Annotated in this window: 13 protein-coding genes, 1 tRNA gene and 1 pseudogene; all 15 read right to left on the bottom strand. The window is 29.8% G+C overall.

Annotated features, from left to right (window positions below):
- Positions 1-169: 169 nt before the first annotated feature.
- Positions 170-4,456: a PolC-type DNA polymerase III gene (locus tag C4B24_RS03965; RefSeq protein ID WP_131599480.1), complete on the bottom strand. Its 4,287-nt coding sequence runs from the start codon at positions 4,454-4,456 to the stop codon at positions 170-172.
- A 73-nt stretch (positions 4,457-4,529) separates the two neighbouring features.
- Positions 4,530-5,441, bottom strand: a complete 912-nt coding sequence (locus C4B24_RS03960) for a phosphatidate cytidylyltransferase (protein ID WP_131599479.1) — start codon at positions 5,439-5,441, stop codon at positions 4,530-4,532.
- 34 nt (positions 5,442-5,475) lie between these two features.
- Entirely contained in the window at positions 5,476-6,027 is a 552-nt protein-coding gene (gene frr / locus C4B24_RS03955; protein WP_131599478.1) for a ribosome recycling factor, read from the bottom strand.
- A 1-nt stretch (position 6,028) separates the two neighbouring features.
- The gene (pyrH, locus tag C4B24_RS03950; protein WP_131599477.1) at positions 6,029-6,745 is read right to left on the bottom strand and encodes a UMP kinase; all 717 of its coding nucleotides are present in this window, start codon (positions 6,743-6,745) and stop codon (positions 6,029-6,031) included.
- Positions 6,746-6,831: 86 nt separating this feature from the next.
- Positions 6,832-7,050, bottom strand: coding sequence for a sigma factor-like helix-turn-helix DNA-binding protein (locus C4B24_RS03945; RefSeq protein ID WP_131599476.1), 219 nt, complete (start codon positions 7,048-7,050; stop codon positions 6,832-6,834).
- Positions 7,043-8,266 (bottom strand): signal recognition particle-docking protein FtsY, encoded by a 1,224-nt coding sequence (gene ftsY, locus C4B24_RS03940; protein ID WP_131599475.1) that lies wholly within the window; start codon positions 8,264-8,266, stop codon positions 7,043-7,045. The genes C4B24_RS03945 and ftsY overlap by 8 nt, the downstream gene beginning before the upstream one ends.
- A 121-nt stretch (positions 8,267-8,387) precedes the next feature.
- The gene (locus tag C4B24_RS03935) at positions 8,388-9,479 is read right to left on the bottom strand and encodes a YihY/virulence factor BrkB family protein (protein ID WP_131599474.1); all 1,092 of its coding nucleotides are present in this window, start codon (positions 9,477-9,479) and stop codon (positions 8,388-8,390) included.
- 3 nt (positions 9,480-9,482) lie between these two features.
- Complete coding sequence (gatB, locus tag C4B24_RS03930; protein WP_131599473.1) at positions 9,483-10,898, bottom strand: Asp-tRNA(Asn)/Glu-tRNA(Gln) amidotransferase subunit GatB; 1,416 nt, start codon at positions 10,896-10,898, stop codon at positions 9,483-9,485.
- On the bottom strand, positions 10,891-12,195 hold the full coding sequence (locus tag C4B24_RS03925; RefSeq protein WP_131599472.1) for an amidase family protein: 1,305 nt from the start codon (positions 12,193-12,195) through the stop codon (positions 10,891-10,893). Before C4B24_RS03925 ends, gatB begins: the two co-directional genes overlap by 8 nt.
- Entirely contained in the window at positions 12,195-12,479 is a 285-nt protein-coding gene (gatC, locus tag C4B24_RS03920; RefSeq protein WP_131599471.1) for an Asp-tRNA(Asn)/Glu-tRNA(Gln) amidotransferase subunit GatC, read from the bottom strand. The genes C4B24_RS03925 and gatC overlap by 1 nt, the downstream gene beginning before the upstream one ends.
- 1 nt (position 12,480) lies before the next feature.
- On the bottom strand, positions 12,481-14,445 hold the full coding sequence (gene ligA, locus C4B24_RS03915; RefSeq protein ID WP_131599470.1) for an NAD-dependent DNA ligase LigA: 1,965 nt from the start codon (positions 14,443-14,445) through the stop codon (positions 12,481-12,483).
- A gap of 34 nt (positions 14,446-14,479) precedes the next feature.
- The gene (locus C4B24_RS03910) at positions 14,480-15,232 is read right to left on the bottom strand and encodes a glycosyltransferase family 2 protein (protein WP_131599469.1); all 753 of its coding nucleotides are present in this window, start codon (positions 15,230-15,232) and stop codon (positions 14,480-14,482) included.
- 39 nt (positions 15,233-15,271) lie between these two features.
- Positions 15,272-16,099 carry a pseudouridine synthase gene (locus tag C4B24_RS03905; RefSeq protein WP_131599468.1) on the bottom strand — a complete coding sequence of 276 codons (828 nt, stop codon included), beginning with the start codon at positions 16,097-16,099 and terminating at the stop codon, positions 15,272-15,274.
- 66 nt (positions 16,100-16,165) lie between these two features.
- Positions 16,166-16,239 (bottom strand) — tRNA-Gly (locus C4B24_RS03900).
- Positions 16,240-16,404: 165 nt separating this feature from the next.
- Positions 16,405-17,163 (bottom strand): annotated as a pseudogene (locus tag C4B24_RS03895) (DegV family protein); the annotation flags it as partial.
- Between the last annotated feature and the right edge of the window lie 510 nt (positions 17,164-17,673).

Raw genomic sequence — 17,673 nt, 5'->3', positions numbered from 1 at the left:
AAGACTATAAATATTGATATCATAATATTAGAGTTCAAAGATGTTTGGATAATAAAACACCATACGAATATTCTCGCATGATGTCCAACACTTTGAGTGCGTCTTAATTTTTTATCCTAATATATCCTTTGAATGTAGAATTTTTATATATTTTTATGATGTCAATTTATTAAAATAATGATAGTTGGTTTGTTTCTTCCATTCCTTCAAATACTCCAAGTTTTTTAAGTTTTTCACAAGAAGTCTTATTCAATGAAGAACGCTTCATAACATCTTCAACAGAAGTAAATTCTCTTTCTTGCCTTGCTTTTACAATACTTATAGCAACAGCATCTCCAAGACCATCTATTGAAGAGAATGGAGGAATAATTTCACGTTTATTTTCATGAATCCTTCATTCGTTAGCTAATGATTTATTGATATCAATATTTGATACCTTGAATCCACGAGCATATAGTTCTTCTGCAAGCTCAAGAATGGGAATTAAATTTTCTTCCTTATTTGTAAGAGCTTCTTCACCACGCTTATATCTTCTTGATTTGAAATTAACAAGTAAATCTTTAATTGCTTCCTTACCATTTTTTAATGTGGCAACATCTGATACATCTGCCCTTGTTGTAAAGTAAGTTGCATAGTAGGCTAATGGGTGATATAGTTTGAATCAAGCAATTCTTCATGCCATCTTAACATATGCAGTAGCATGCGCTTTGGGGAACATGTATTTAATTTTTTTACATGATTCAATATACCATTCTTCAACACCAGCTTCAACCATCTTAGCTTCTTGTTCAGCCGTAACTGATTTACCTTTACGAACTTGTTCCATTATTACAAATGATTCTTTAGGATTTACACCTTTATTTATAAGGTAAGTCATAATATCATCACGACAAGAAATTAATTCTCCAATTGTTTTATTGTGCTCACGAATTAAATAGTCACCATTGTTTGCCCAAACATCAGTACCATGTGACAATCCAGAAATTGACACAAGATCGGCGAATGTTTCAACCTTAACTGATTTAAGCATTCCTCGAACAAATTTAGTACCAAATTCAGGAATACCCATCGCCCCCGTTGTTTCTCCAGAAATATCTTCGGGTTCAATACCTAGAGCTTTTGTAGAAGAGAATAAAGAAATAATATTCTTGTCGCAGTTAGGAATTTCAGTTGCGATAACACCTGTTAAACGTTCTAACATTTTAATAGCTGTTGGATCATCATGTCCCAGTAAGTCTAATTTTAGAACATTATCATGGATGGCATGGAAGTCAAAGTGAGTTGTTTTTCAAGCAGCATTTACATCATTTGCTGGATAATTAATAGCACTAAAGTCCTCAACATCAAATTCACTTGGAATAATAATAATTCCACCAGGATGCTGACCAGTTGTACGTTTTGTACCTTTAACATTTTTAGCCATAAATTCAGTGAATGCTCTTGAAATAGTTTTACCAGTTTCTTCTGCTCATGCACGAACATAACCAAATGCTGTTTTTTCAGCAACAGTAGAAATAGTTCCGGCACGAAAAGCGTGTTTGTCGCCAAAAATTCTTTTAACTTCATGGTGTATTGTAGCTTGATAATCACCAGAGAAGTTAAGATCTATATCAGGGACTTTATCCGCTTCAAAACCAAGGAAAGTTTCAAATGGAATATCGTGTCCTTCTTTTTCTAACATAGCTTCGCATTTAGGGCAATATTTATCAGGCAAGTCATAACCACATTTAAATTTACCGCCACCATGGAACTCTGAATATTTACATTCTTTACATAAATAGTGCGCAGGTAGAGGGTTAACCTCTGTAATTCCTGAGAAAGTTGCAACAACTGATGATCCAACTGAACCACGAGAACCAACTAAATAACCATCTTCTAATGATTTGGCAACTAACTTATGAGAGATGTAATAAATAATACCGAACCCATATTTAATAATGTTTCCCAATTCTCTTTCAATACGATCACTTACTAATGTAGGCAGTTCTTCTCCATACATATCTTTAGCAGTATTCCAAACTAGTTCTGTTAGCAATTCATCTGATTGGTCAATCTTAGGAGTGTATAAATCATCTTTAATAACCTTAACATCTTCTATCATATTTGAAATCATATTAGTATTCTTAACAACAATTTCATCTATCAAACTTTCAATTCCTATTCAAGCTCACTCTTCCTTCATTTCAGCTGTTGTCAAAAGTGATTGAGTTGGGTATTGTGGATTTCTTTCGTTGTATTTAAATAAATAGTGTCTAACACCACCTAAACCTTTTGCATTAATATAAACTTCATGATAAATAGCGTCACTATCATTTACATATCTTGCATCCGAAGTTGCGACAACTGGAATACCTAATTTTTTAGCTTCTTTAATTATGAATGAAAATGAATCTTTTAAATTTTGTTTGCTAATATTACCCCTTGAAATAAGGTGTGTAAAGTTTCTCAAAGGTTGGATTTCAATATAATCATATTTCTTCATGTCTTCTTTAATCTGACTTGTTGTACCAGTAAGCATTAAATCTACAAATTTAGATTTAATACCACCCGAACCAACTAGCATGTTTTTAGATTTAGGTAACTCATCTCAAAATAATTTTGGAGATCTATAGTATTGTTGTGTAAGGGATTGTGAAACAAGACTAAATAATTCTTTTAGACCTTGTTGATTTTTAGCGATAATAGATACTTCTTTTGAAAATGCAGTAGAATAAACCGTATCATTTATAGCATCAAATAATTGTTGAAGAGTCAAAATACCCATTCTTTTCAATCTAGAAATCATTGTTAGTCAAGTATGTGCAAGAACTTCAGCATCATAATCAGCACGGTGGGCCACTGTTGAATCGTAAGTGTGTCCATGCCTTAATGCAACATTTTCTAGCCTAAATCTTTTTTGATCAGGATCAACAATTTTAGCAGCTGGCAGTGTGTCAACAACAACAGCATTAAGTGGTTCCAAACCATACTTTTCTAATTTTTCATCTATAAATCCCATATCAAAAACAGCATTATGAGCAACAAGAATAAATCCGTCAACATATTCCCTAAGTTCCTTCATAGCTTCTTCTTCACCTTTTGCATTTAAAAGCATATCATCTGTAATACCTGTAAGTTTTTGGATAAATTCAGGAATGGGTTTAGTTGACTTAATAAAGAACTGCTTTTGATCCGTTATTTTTCCAGCCTCAATCTTAGTAGCACCAAATTCTATAATTTCTTCAAATCTAGGAGAAAGTCCAGTTGTTGCAAGGTCAAAAACTACATAAGAGGCTTCTTTAAGGCCTCTATCATCAGGATTAATAACTGATCCAGCCTTTTTATTAACCATATTAAATGAACAACCATAAATTGCTTTAATCCCTTTTGAAGAGTGATAAAACTCTGGAAATGACTGAACAGATTCTGAATCAAGAATAGCAATAGCGCTATGCCCTCACTCTTTAGCCTTTTCCACATAATCTTTAGCGGAAGCAATACCATCCATAGTTGACATTATTGTTTTAGTATTCAATTCAACTCTCTTAATTGGAGCATTATCTTGTCTTCCAGAAAGTTTTGATTCAATTGGGTGAATTTTATTAACTTTAATTTCATGTTGATTACCTTTATATGTATTCATTGTCATTTGACCAGTAACGTTAACTCATCCGCCAACTTTGTATTCAGAATATTTCTTTAGCTCTTCTTCACCTTTACCAGCAAAAATTGAAAGATATATAGCATCTTTGTAATCAGTTATTGCGAGTTCAATAATATTCCAACCTGTTTTTGTAACTTTGTCTTCACGAGTAAAAATTTCACCTTCAATTGTAACTTTTTCATTTTGTAATTCTTTAGCTTCTGGAATTGAAAGTTTAACAGCCTTAGCGTTGTATCTTTTAACTTGTTGGGATTCAATTGGCGCTGAGGCAATTTGCATTTTTTTAGATTCTCTTTTTAGAACTTCTTCTTTCTCTTTAGCTGCCATTTCTAGTAAGTTTCATTTTGGTTCTTTATAAACACTTTTAATTTCTATGTTTCTAAAACCAAACATTCTCAATGCCTTTAAAATATGAGGCTTAATATTCTCAATTTTTTCCATTTGAAGTCTAGAAGAAAAATCTATTAATAATATATTTTCTTCAAGCGAAAATTGCTCAATAGATAATTGAACAGCAAGATGCGGTTGGTTTATAAATGATTTAATCGCATAGATAACATAAGATCCCAAGACATCAGAAGTACACTCTTCTTCTTGAAGTTTAAAATTTAACTTAGCCTTATATTCAAAGTTATTATTAATGGCAAAAACAAATTTTTCCATAACTTCTACAGGCGGGATTTTTTCAAATCTAAAATATAAATCAAAAACTTCTTTTTCTATTAATTTAGCTCCGTAAATTTGTGCTTCAGATAATTCAGGGGGTATGTTATATTTAATTTTTTTAGCAAACTTTATAAATTTTTCTTTCATAGTTAAATAAATTATATATTAAGGTGGTGGTAAAACATTATAATTGCATAAAAAAAATGCCTAAAGGCATTGTTTACAACATAATCAATTGATAAATCATCCCAAATATTATAAAAATGGCTATTCAAGAATCTATTCTATCTAGAACCCCACCGTGTCCAGGCATAATCTTTCCATAATCTTTAATGCCGATATCACGCTTAAATGAAGAAAATATTAAATCGCCTATCGGTGAGATTAACGGTAGCAATATAACACTTAAAATGAATATGACTACATATTTAGCATGACTTCTAACCTCAACATGATCAAGTATATTAGTGAATTTAAGGAAAAGTATTACATATATAATTGCAAAAGTATATCCAACTATAAAACCGACTCAAGTTTTCTTTGGAGAAACTTTTGGTGCCATCTTTTTGGGAAATCTTTTCCCTAACATCATCCCTCCAGCATAAGCAAATGTATCCGATATGATTCCCACTGGAATTAATAATAAAATAAACAAATAATTTATAACTGTCATCGAGAATAACATTCTATAAAACATACCTGCTGTAACTACAATAAAAACTAAGTACATAAATGTTTTTACCAAATCTCCTTCTTTCCTAGTTACAGGATCCAACAATGATAAAGTAAGCATTATTATAGGGATGCATATTCCATAAATACTAAACATATTTGATAAATAATAATAGTTTTTTGAACCATTCTTTACAATTTCAAATAGCACAAATTCTTTATCAAGCATAAATACAGCAAGAACAAGAAAAGGAGTTATTATTTTAGAAAGTTTATGAATTGGCAAGTGTCTAATAAACTCATAAGCAGTATAAACAGCAGCAATAGCCAAAACTAATGAACCGAAAACTCTACCTCCAAAACCACCCAAAATAATAGCAATAAATACTGGTATTACAATAATGATTGCAACAACTGAAGAAGTGTATCTTGGGTTTATTTTTCTTATTTTTTCTTTCATATTATTAATTATATAGAAAAAACTAGGCAAGTGCCTAGATTGTCATTAGTTCTGTTGTTTTTTCTTTAGTTGCTAAATCAACTTTCGATATATAAGAGTTGGTAAGTTTTTGAATTTCTTCAAGATAATGTCTAATATCATCCTCACTTAATTCTTCATCTTTTTTAATCATTTTATTAGCTTCTTGTCTAGCTGAACGAACTGAAATTTTTGATTGCTCAGTGTATTCACTTAATTGCTTAACATATTGTCTTCTACGATCGGTAGTTAATTCAGGAAAATTAATTCTTGCTTGATGTCCTTCATCAATAGCGTTAACGCCCAAAGAAGAAGAGTTTATAACCGAAACAATGTCCTTATTAATATTTTGTTCAAAAGGTTTAATTAATAATTGTCTTGGCTCAGGAACAGAGATTGATGATAATTGATTGATAGGAGTTAATGTTCCGTAATATTCAATTTTAATTGAATTCAAAATCATTGGATTTGCTCTACCAGTTGAAATCTTAGACATATTGATTTTATAATTATCAATTGCTTTTTGCATTCCTTCTTCAGCTTCCATTAAATATAAATCTAATTCCATTTTACTTAACCACCTTTGTGTGTTTTATTTTTCCTTCAATTGCTTTAACTAAAGCATTTTCTTCTTGAATATTGAAAACCATTAAATTAATACCATTATCTCTTGCCATTGCTGCTGCAGTAGCATCCATAACAGAAAGACCTTTTTCTAATAATTGATCATATGATATTTCATCAATATGTTTTGCATTCGGATCAGTTTTAGGGTCTGATGTATAAATACCATCAACACCATTTTTACCCATTAAAATTATATCAGCACCAATCTCAGACGCAACTAATGTTGATGTTGTATCAGTTGTAAAGAATGGTCTACCTGTTCCACCAGCAAAGATTACTAGTTCACCTTTTTCTAAGTAGTTCACGGCTTTTTCTTTAATATAGTATTCAGCAACTCTTTGATCAATACTAACTGCTGATTGAACTCTTGTAGAAACACCGTTAGCTTCGAATCCAGATTGCAATGCTAATGAATTCATAATTGTTGCAAGCATACCTATATAATCAGCTCTTGATCTTGGAATACCATTTTTGGCAGCAGACGCACCTCTTCAGAAATTACCCCCACCAACAATAACACCAACTTGAACTCCTCTTGATTGAATTTCCTTAATCTGTCCGGCTATCTGTTTAACTGTTTCAAAGTCAATAGCAAGACCCTTCTCCTTATTTGATAAACCTTCACCAGAAAGCTTAATTATAATTCTCTTATATTTCATATAATTCCCCTTATTTTCATTAAAAATTATAACATCATAGTGATAAAAATGTAGAATTTTTATGTTTTAATCAATAAAAAAAATGGCTATGCCATTTTCTCTTTTATCTTGTCTAATTTACGTTTAGCTTTTTTAATAGCATCATGAATAGCACTTCTTGTAGTAGCCACTATTTCAGCAGCTTCAGCAAGAGAAAGGTCTTCAATATAACATAATTGAAATGCTTGTTTTTGAGTTTGAGTTAAGAATCCCGAGTATTGATCAAAAAGGCTTAAGTAATATTCTCTCTCTTCTAATTTATTCATCTTCCATTAGTCCTTTTGTCATTCCATAAATAAAAGCATCTAAATCAAATTCTTGTAAATCATCAAGAGATTCTCCAAGACCCATATATTTAACAGCAAGTTCTAATTTGTCTTTAATAGAAAGAACAATACCACCTTTTGACGTACCATCCATTTTAGTTAATATAATTCCTGAAAGAGGAGTTACCTCTTTAAAAGAAGTAGCTTGTGAAATTCCATTTTGACCTGTAGTTGCATCAATAACTAATAAAGATTCGTGTGGAGCGTCAGGAATTTCTTTTTGAATAATTTTATTCATTTTAGCTAATTCATTCATTAGGTTAACCTTATTTTGTAATCTTCCAGCTGTATCTATAATTAATACATCATATTCATCTTTTTTAGCTTTTGAAACCGCATCATAAACCACTGATGCTGGATCCGCTCCTTCTTTTATTGGTTTAATTATTTCGCAACCAATTCTATTTGCTCACACACCCAATTGTTCCACTGCTCCGGCACGGAAAGTATCTCCTGCAGCTATAAGAACTTTCTTTCCTTCGTTTTTCAACATATGTGCAAGTTTAGCAATTGATGTTGTCTTACCAGCGCCATTTACACCAACCATTAAAATAACATTGATTCTATCTTCTTGAATATCAAGAGAAGTATCTATATTTGATTTATTAGTATAAATAACAAACATTTTTTCAGCAATAATTTCATTAATTAATTTAATGTCAGTAACATTTTCTATTTTTACTTCTTTTCTTATTTCATCGACAATATCCATAACTAATTCAACAGAAATATCCGACATGATTAGCGCTTCTTCTAAATCTTCTAAATAATCTTCATCAATTTTATTATGACGTGATTGTAGTTCCTTAAGACGTTGCGAAAATGAAGAACCTGTCTTTTCAAGTCCTGCTACATATTTGTCTAATTTTTTTTCTTTTTTACGCTTTTTAAGTTTTTCTTTTTCAATTTTTTTGATTATCTTTTTTTCTTTTTTGATAACCTCTTCTGTTTTTACCTCAACGGTATCGTTCAAAGAAAATTGTTTCAATTTTTTTGCACCTTTAAATTCTGATTCAAATGATTTTTGTTCAATGTCCATTAAATCTAAATTAACTTGTGTTGTTTCACCAACTTCTTTTCTTTTTTTCTTTTCCTTATCATCCTTATGTGGATCGAGCGTAAAAAGTCTTTTCTTTAATTTGTTAAAAAATCCCATACATATATTATATAGATTAGATTTTATATATTAGTTAAAAAAATAAAATATTTATCAAATCATTTAATTTTAAAGAATATTTAAAGGAACATAAAAAAACCCTGCTTTTGCAAGAGTTTGATTATTTTTTAGAAATCGTTCTTTTAGCAATTGTTCTATCTCCATAATGAGTTTTATAGAAAACAACATTAACAATTATCCCAACATAGATAAAATATGATATTTGAAACATACACGCTGCAATGGTCATAAAAATACCTAGAACACCATATGATTCATATCTAAAGAATATTTTTGTTAATAATGTAAATAAAACCATGAAACCCGCTGTAGGAATTGTAGTTGCAAGTGCACCTGGATGAACTTGTCTTCAAGTTTGCTTGAATCTTGGAGATAATGTAAATAATGCAATGGTACCAAAGTAAATACCAATAAATGCTCCAATGGAAATAATTAGATAATAAAGAAGTGTGTAAACGGTTGAATCATAAGAAATACCCATATGATTTATAATGGTCGGAACTAGTGAAAGTAGAGTAATACCGATAGCAACAAATATTGTTAAACAAGTAACAATAAACATCCCCCGTAATTTATTCATTCAATAACCACCCACTCTTGGATGATCATAAACATAAGATTCTGTATAAACGAATTTAGCAAATCCTCCAGATGCAATTCACAATGAGAAAAGAATCATAACAACAAGTGTAGAAATAGCTCCAGCAGATCTAATATTTGTTAAAAGGCTAGTAAATGTTTTGGCATTCCCACCAGTAAAATTATTAAGTGTCATTTCAACAAAAGAAAATACTTGCGGTATATTTGAAACTATTAATAATGTTAATAGTGTTATAGGCATAAATGCCATAACTAAATAAAATGCGAATGCAGGTGGAATAAATAAGAAATCAGGAGCCATAATTCTTTTATAAGCTCTATCAATAATTTGATAATTCTTTCTTCCATCTTTTCAATGTTTTGGTCTAATCGCAAGTCTTAAAGCAACCCAAATAATTGATTTAACAATTCTTTCTGTTATAGATACTTTTTTTGGTCGAATGACAACATTTTGAACTAGTTTTTTTGAGCTACGATGAAACCTAATATTTTTAACCTTAGAAATGAAACTATTTTTTTTCATTCTTTTTTGTCATCCTACCCTTACCTTACCCTTGTGTTTATCATTGCGTTTGAAGAATTTTTTAAACATTTTCTACTTCGCCTCCAATTTTTTAATCACTAATTTATTAGAAACAATTGGATTAGCTTGCCCTCTCGTTTGCTTCATTAATGTACCTAGAATAAATTTAGTTACACGTTCCGGTCTCGAATCGTATTCTGCAACTAATTTTTCATTCTCATTAATTATTTTATCAATAATTGGCAATAAAATTGAATTATCAGAAATTTGCTTCATTGATTTTTCCTCAATTATTTGATCAACATTCATTTCACCATTCATTAATAATGGTATAAGAGTTTTTAGATGTTTACCTGAAATATCTCCGCTATCAGTAAGTTTAATAGCATAGGCGATTTGCTCTTGATCTATTTTTAATTCAGGAACTGAGAGAGATTTAGAGTTGGAAAGTTTCACAATTTCAGAAAAGAATACCTTAGCTAATTTTTCTTTATCCTCATAGTTTATAGAGTCAAAATAGTTAGCCATTTCTACATCAGCGATAAGAGCGTTCACGTATTCTTCACTAAGACCAGAAGCTGATAGTCTCGCAGCTTTTTCTCATGGTAATTCAGGAAGTTTTACACTCTCAATCATTTCTTCTGGCAATTTAATAATAGGGATATTAGGTTCTGGGAAAAATTTATAATCTGTTGCATTTGTTTTTGTACGCATTGTTATTGTTGATGAATTTTCAGCATCAAAACGCTTTGTATCCATTGTTATTATTTGATTTGTAAGTAATTTTTGTGTTTGCAATTTTATTTCAAATTCAATTGCTTTTTGAGCATTAGAAATGGAGTTCATATTTTTAATTTCAACTTTAGTACCAAATTCTTTTTGACCATATGGTCTTAAAGAAATATTAACATCAGCACGCAATGAACCTTCTTCCATTTTTGCATCAGAAATATTAAGAGTTTTTGCAATTTTTCTAATAGTATCAATATATGCGGCTGCTTCTTTTCCAGACCTAATAACCGGATTAGTAACTATTTCTATTAACGGAACACCAGCTCTATTGTAATTAAGGTGTGAAGTATTGCCTATGTGATTTTGCTTAGCAGTATCTTCTTCTAAATGAATTCTTTCAAGAGTTATTTCCTTAGTTATGCCATCAACTGTTATTGGTACTTTACCATTTGAACCAATAGGTCTTCTTTGTTGTGTTATTTGGAATCCTTTTGGTAAATCTGGATAAAAGTAATTTTTTCTATCAAAATGTAATTCTCTATCAATTTCCATATTTAGAGCCTTACCAAGCATAATCCCACTAATTACTGCTTGTTTATTTACAACAGGCATTGTTCCAGGATATGCAAGATCGATTGCACTAACATTTGTATTTGGTTCAGCATTAAAATCATTTTTTGAGGCAGAGAACATTTTAGTTTTTGTATTTAATTCTAGGTGAATCTCTATTCCTATTACAACTTCAAAATTATTCATTATTACCTCCTATTAGTTTTTCCATAAATAATGAAAATGAAAGTAATTTTTCATCTTCATAAATATTAGTTTCAAGTTGAATACCATAAGGCATTCCTTCATATTTACTTCAAGGAAGTGTGATTGAAGGCATACCAGATAGATTAGCACCAGTTAATATTCCACTCATAAATGTGTTAATTCTAGAATCATTAATTTTATTAGCAATTTCTCCTGTTGAAGGATACATGATTAGTTCAGCTTGTTTATGCCAATCTTTTTGCATCTCAACGATTAATCTTCTTATTTTTTGAGCTCTCAAGAAATATTCAGTTTGGTGTGTTTTATCCAAATAGAATGAACCAAGTGTAAATCTTCTTTGAACCATCTTACCAAATCCTTCAGTTCTAGTTTGGGTCATTATTTCATTTCAATCATCGCCAGATTTTCTTGAACCAAAAGCAATACCTGAAAGATTTGAATCATTCGAAGAAACTTCAGAATATGAAACAATTCTGTAAACCGCTGTAATTGCCTTTAATAATTCAATATTAGGTTTAATGATTTTAACTTCAATACCCTCAGATTTAACTTTTTCAATTAATTTGTTATATTCAATAGCTGCGTAATCTTTGCAAAATTCTGCAACATCTAAAAATGCTATTGTTTTTGGTTTTGTTTCCTCAATGTTATTAATAGAAACATTTTTTGATGTCATATCTTTTTCATCTTTACCAAAAAGAGTCTTTGCGGCATCTATTGAAGTAGCAACGTCATGTGTTAATCAACCAACAGTATCCAATGAAGATGCATAAGGAAATAATCCAAATCTAGAAACTGCACCATATGAAGGTTTAAAACCAACCTTACCAATAAATGATGCTGGAATACGTACTGAGTCACCAGTATCGGAACCAATTGCAATAGCAATGTTTTTAGTTAAAGTTGCTGCAGCACCAGATGAAGAACCACCGACAACTCTTGTATTATCTAGTGGATTTTTTATTATACCTCACGCTGAGAATTCTCCAGTTCCACCAAGAGCTAATTCATCCAAGTGTGTTTTACCAATAATTGCTGCACCAGATTTTCTTAGTTTTTCAACAATTGTTGCATCATATTGTGTTTCAAATCCTTCTAGTATTTTTGAAGATGATTGTGTTGGAGCGTCTTTAGTTGAAAATACATCTTTCAATGAAACGGTTTTGCCATTTAATGGTCCTTCTGAAAATGTTGGATTTTCATAAGTGAAAGCAACAGCATTATTTTTATTATTTTTAAACTCTTCAACAGCTTTTTCAATGTTATATTTTGACATTATTTTACCACCCTCTTCATTGTTATATATGTTCCATCATGTGTCGGAGCATTATGCAGAACTTGTTCTCTTGTAAAACCTTCTGAAGGAACGTCTTCTCTTAAGAAAGTTGTTGGAGTTTCATCTATTCTATACATTGGTTCTACACCTTCTATATTAATTGTTTTTAAGTGCTCAAATGAACTTTTAATTTCTTCAAAATCTTTCTCTAAGTTATTTAAAACTCCTTCTTCGGGTTTAAGTTTTAATGATTTAACTATTTCTTTAAGTGTTTCTTTTGTCATTTTATTCTCCTTTTATCTTTTCTATTAATTTTTCTTCATTTAATATATCTACGTTTAAAGATTTTGCTTTAATTAATTTTGATCCCGCTTTTTCTCCTGCTAATAAATAATCAGTGCGAGAAGAAACAGCGTTAGATACATTACCACCATTCGTTTCAATTAAGTCCTTGAAGTATTTTCTAGGCTTTGTAAGTGTTCCTGTTATTACAAAAGTTTTCCCATTTAAAATATTTGAAAAACTTTCTTCAAGTTCCTTTGGCCTCATGCCAAGCTCTAAGAAATCATTAATTAATTCCTCATTTGTTTTAAAATAATCAATTACACTTTCTTGTACCTTTGGACCAATTTCTCTAATTTGGATCAATTGTTCCTCATTTACTTTTATTATTCTTTCTAGTGTTCCAAATCTTTTAGCTAATATTTTTGCGTATTTAGAACCAACATGTCTAATACCTAATCCAAATATAAATTTATCTAAATCTTGAGTTTTAGAATTTTCGATTGATCTTAATATATTACCCACAGATTTTTCTTTAAATCCTTCTAATTTCAATATTTGTTCTTTATTTTCTTCAAGTCTATAAATATCCGATACCTTCTTAATGAATCCATTATCTATAAATTTTTCTACTATTTTATCCCCAAGATCAACTATATCCATTGCACCACGAGAAACGAAGTGTTGAATTGATGCTTTAAGTATAGCCGGGCAATTTGAATTAATACAATATTGATCTACTTCGCCATTCACTCTTTCAAGATATGAATTACATTCAGGACAATATTGTTCTTCTTGTCAAATTTGAACTTCTTTTTTTTCAACAGTACCAATAACTTTAGGTATTATCTCACCAGCTTTTTTAACTTTAACTTTATCACCTTTATCCAACATCAGTTCTCTAATGTAGTCAGCATTATGAAGAGTTGCAGCAGACACTACAGTCCCAGCAAGTCTAACAGGTGACAATTTAGCATTGTAAGTTATCCTTCCTGTTCTACCAACCGTTGGGAATATATCCAATAATTGAGTAGTTGCTATTTTTTCAGGAAATTTGTAAGCAATCATATATTTAGGTGCTTTTGCCGTGTAACCAATTTCTTCATGCAATCTATTATCATTAACTTTAATAACAATTCCATCAACCTCATATCCTAATGTTTTTCTTTTAGAAATTAATTCCTTAACAAATTTAATTACTTCCAAAATATTTTTTGCGTATTTTGTTTCGTTATTTATTTTAAATTTTTGTGTAGCAAGAAAATTCAATGCATCCTTATGCTTTATTAAATCATGTTCTAAAACATTAGGAATCATATATAGAAAAGCATCTAATTTTCTCTCTTTTGCTATAGATGAATCTAGTTGTCTTAGTGTTCCGGACGCTGCATTTCTTGGATTAGCAAAATTCAACCCTTTGTCATTTAATTGGTTAAATATTTTATCAGACATAAATACTTCACCACGTATTTCTAGTTTTTTATCATAATCAATTGATAATGGGATTGATTTAATTGTTTTAACATTATGTGTAACATCTTCCCCAACTATACCATTGCCACGTGTTACAGCTCTTTTGAAGTAACCATCTTCATAGTGTAATGAAATAGATAGTCCATCTATTTTCAATTCGCATACATATTCAATATCATGATTAATATGAAGTTCACGCTTAATTTGTTCATCAAATCTAATTAAATCTTCATCATTAAATGCATTAGCAAGAGAAAGCATTGGGTAATCATGCTTAACTTTTACAAACTTTTCTAATACAACACCCCCCACTTTTTGAGTTGGTGAATCAGGAGTGATTAATTCAGGGTTTTCCCTTTCTAATTTTTTTAATAATTCCATAGCTCCATCATATTGTTCATCCGAAACAGGAGATTTATCGAGAGTATAGTATTGATATCCTCACTCATTCAAGTCTTTTTTTAACTGTTTTATTTTGTCTATAGGGTTATACATATTTAAATTATATAAAAAAATAGTATAGTATATACTATTTACTATTCTTTTTCAATTTCATTAATTTTTTCAATTCTTTTTTATGAACTTTTTTCATAAAAGGAACCTTAAAAAGTAAGTGAGAGACAGTTTTAGACATATATTTAATTATTCTAAATGATGTTAAATAAGATTCACCTGTTTCTCTTTCTCTAACATTAACTTGAACTTCTTCAAATTTATACTTATCTTTAATTAGATAAGCTATTGTATCAGGTTCGGGATGTAATTTAGAATCATTTGCAAATCTTTCAATAAGACATTTCCCATATAATCTCATACCATTAGTTGGATCTTTAATTCTTTTAAATGTAACTATTGTAAAAAATAGTGAAATCACTCTTGAACCCATCATTCTTGAAGTGAATGGTTTTTTTGTTTCAATAAATCTTGAACCTTGAACAAAGTCAAGTTCTTTTTCTTTTCAAATGTTAACAATTTTTGATATTTCTGCAGGGTCATGTTGTCCATCCCCATCTAATTGAATAACTGCATCATATCCATTTTCATTAGCGTAGTTAAAACCTGTTGTCATTGTCCCAAAAAGACCTTTGTTTTTTTCGTGTGTTAAATGTGGTATTTTGTTTTTAGTAAGAATCTCCTCTGTTGTGTCAGTTGAACAGTCATTTATAACTATAAAATCTGTTGAAGGAGATTTTTCCTTTAGTTCTTTAGTAACGTTTAATATTGCTCCTTCTTCATTATAAGCAGGAATTATTATTAAAACTTTTTCGTTTGTTATTTTCATATTGTTATTATTTTATCAAATTATTCATTTAAAAACAATTTATCAAGTAATCTTACAAACAAACTTTCTATCATTTAAGTATTCTAAATTACCACTCATGCCTTTTATTGTTGCTGAAAATGCATGTAAATAAACTCTAGTTTCTTGTCTTCCACCATATTTAACATCACCATAAATAGGAAACCCTAATTTTGCTAAAGAAACTCTAATTTGATGCTTTCTACCAGTAAAAATTTGAGCATATTTTTTATTCTTGTCATCAATTCAAAATTTTGTTTTAGTTAAATTACCTTTAGGGTGAATACACATCCTTTGTTTTCTTTCATCATGACCTATTAAGTATTCTGTTTCTAAATCTTGATCTAAGTCCGATTTAAATCTATAAACTTTTTCAAAGTCACCTTGATTTTCCTTTAATTGTCTCAATGCTTCATATGTTTTACCATAAATAACTAATCCAGAAGTAACCTTATCGATTCTTCCTACGTGTGAAGGTGTGAATGAATTTGTATTTTCCCAATTTAAGTAAGAAAGAACTTGGTAGTCTAAACATTTCTTCTCTGAGTGTATTGATACTCCAACAGGTTTATCAACCACTAGTATATTTTCATCTTCAAAAATAACTTCAAAATTAGGTTTAGCGTATTTTGCTTCCTCAATTCCTTTTGATTCAATTCCATAAACAATTATTTCTTGTCCTTCTTTAATAATGTCAGTTTTTTTAACTGATCTTTTGCCATCTATTTTTATATCTTTTTTTCTAAAAAGTTTTTCAATTCTTGAACCTGGTACATCAGGTAACATTTTCATCAAAAATTTTAAAAGGGTTCTACCCTCGTCTTGTTTTGTTGTTATAAAGTTTTTCATGCATTAATTATAGTTTAAAAAGAAAAAATACGACTAAGTGTCGTATTTTGGTCATTTCTCAATGATTGGAGCAAGTGAAGGGAATCGAACCCTCAAAGTCAGCTTGGAAGGCTGAAGTTTTACCATTAAACTACACTTGCATGTCTTTTATTGCTAAATTATTATAACACCATTTTTAAAACATTCAGCCAAAAAAAGTTTGATAATTAGAATATTTTTATATTTATTTAAAAAAAGTAATATTTTCACTACTTTATTATTTAAAAAATAACTTTTATTAAAATTAAAAAATGCATCATTGATAGCTAATTTAAAATTTTGCTCCAAGCAAATAATACTATAGCACCTAAACCAATATGCATAATTATAGAAGAAGGAAGCATTTTTATTGAAACATCCACATTAAATTTTTCACTTATTTTCTCAGAATATTCTTGTACATTAGCATTTCCTGAGTGAACTAGCGATAAATTTAAATTATTTTTTGGAAAATTATTGAATATTTCCTTTGCAGATTTCATTATAGTTTTTTCAAAAGTACGTCCTTTTCCGTGTTTGCTGAGTTCTCCATCTTCTAATTTTATAATAGGTACTATTTTAAGCATATTGGCCATAGAAGCAATTTTTTTATTCACTCTTCCGCCTTTAACCAATCATTCTAATTGTTTGGGTATTACAAGGCACATGTTGTTTTTTCTAATGATTTCTAATTGCTCTAAGATACTTTTAATTTCTTGACCATTTTTAGCTAGGTAAACAGCTCTATTAGCCATTAATTCAATTCCTATAGAAACTGCTTTTGTATCAAAGACCGTCACTTTTTCATCTTCCAAAGTTAAAGAACTTACATTTGAAAATTGTGATGAAAGCTTTGAAGATATTGTCAAAATTAAAATATGATCAAAACTATCTTTCATACCTTCTAACACATTCATTATTTCACCTGGGGAAGTAACAGAAGTTTTAGTTTTGGTATTTATATCTATAACTTTACAAACCTCTTCGTTAGTTATATCAATCCCCTCTCTAAAATCTTTGCCATCAATAAAAATGTGTAAAGGAAAATAACCCCAACCTTTGTGTTAACCCTGATGAAGAGTCTATTATTATCCCTAATTTCATATGATAATTATAGCAAAAATAGTTTTATTGGTAAACTATTTTTGCTATACATATGGAAGGGTATTTAAAAACCTCACATTAATAAAGTGGGACAAATAAATTTCACACTTTAGATTGTGTAAGTACTGGCAAGAGATGGCACTTTTAAATGCAATCTTTTTTTGTATTCTTTTTGTATTATATAAAGAGAGATATTTTCCAAGATTAAATTAGTTTTGTGACTTATTGCAATGGAGAGGTGAATGTAGTTGCTTTGGAGGTTTGCACAAATATATGAAACATCAATAGCAACAATATTGTCTTCAGTTGGATTATAGTTTCTTTCAATAAGATCTATCTAAAGTTCATAACTTAACTAAAATACCTTTTGCAATAATTATTTGTATTTTATGACCCCATATATACCTTTGCCTTTATGTATATAAACCCCTTTAGTAAAATTTGCCACTTGG

The organism is Mycoplasma marinum (assembly GCF_004335975.1).
Taxonomy (GTDB): Bacteria; Bacillota_I; Bacilli_A; order Mycoplasmatales; family Metamycoplasmataceae; genus Mycoplasma_K; species Mycoplasma_K marinum.
The sequence above is the reverse complement of the archived record's forward strand: the minus strand, read 5'-3'. Positions and strand labels throughout refer to the sequence as shown.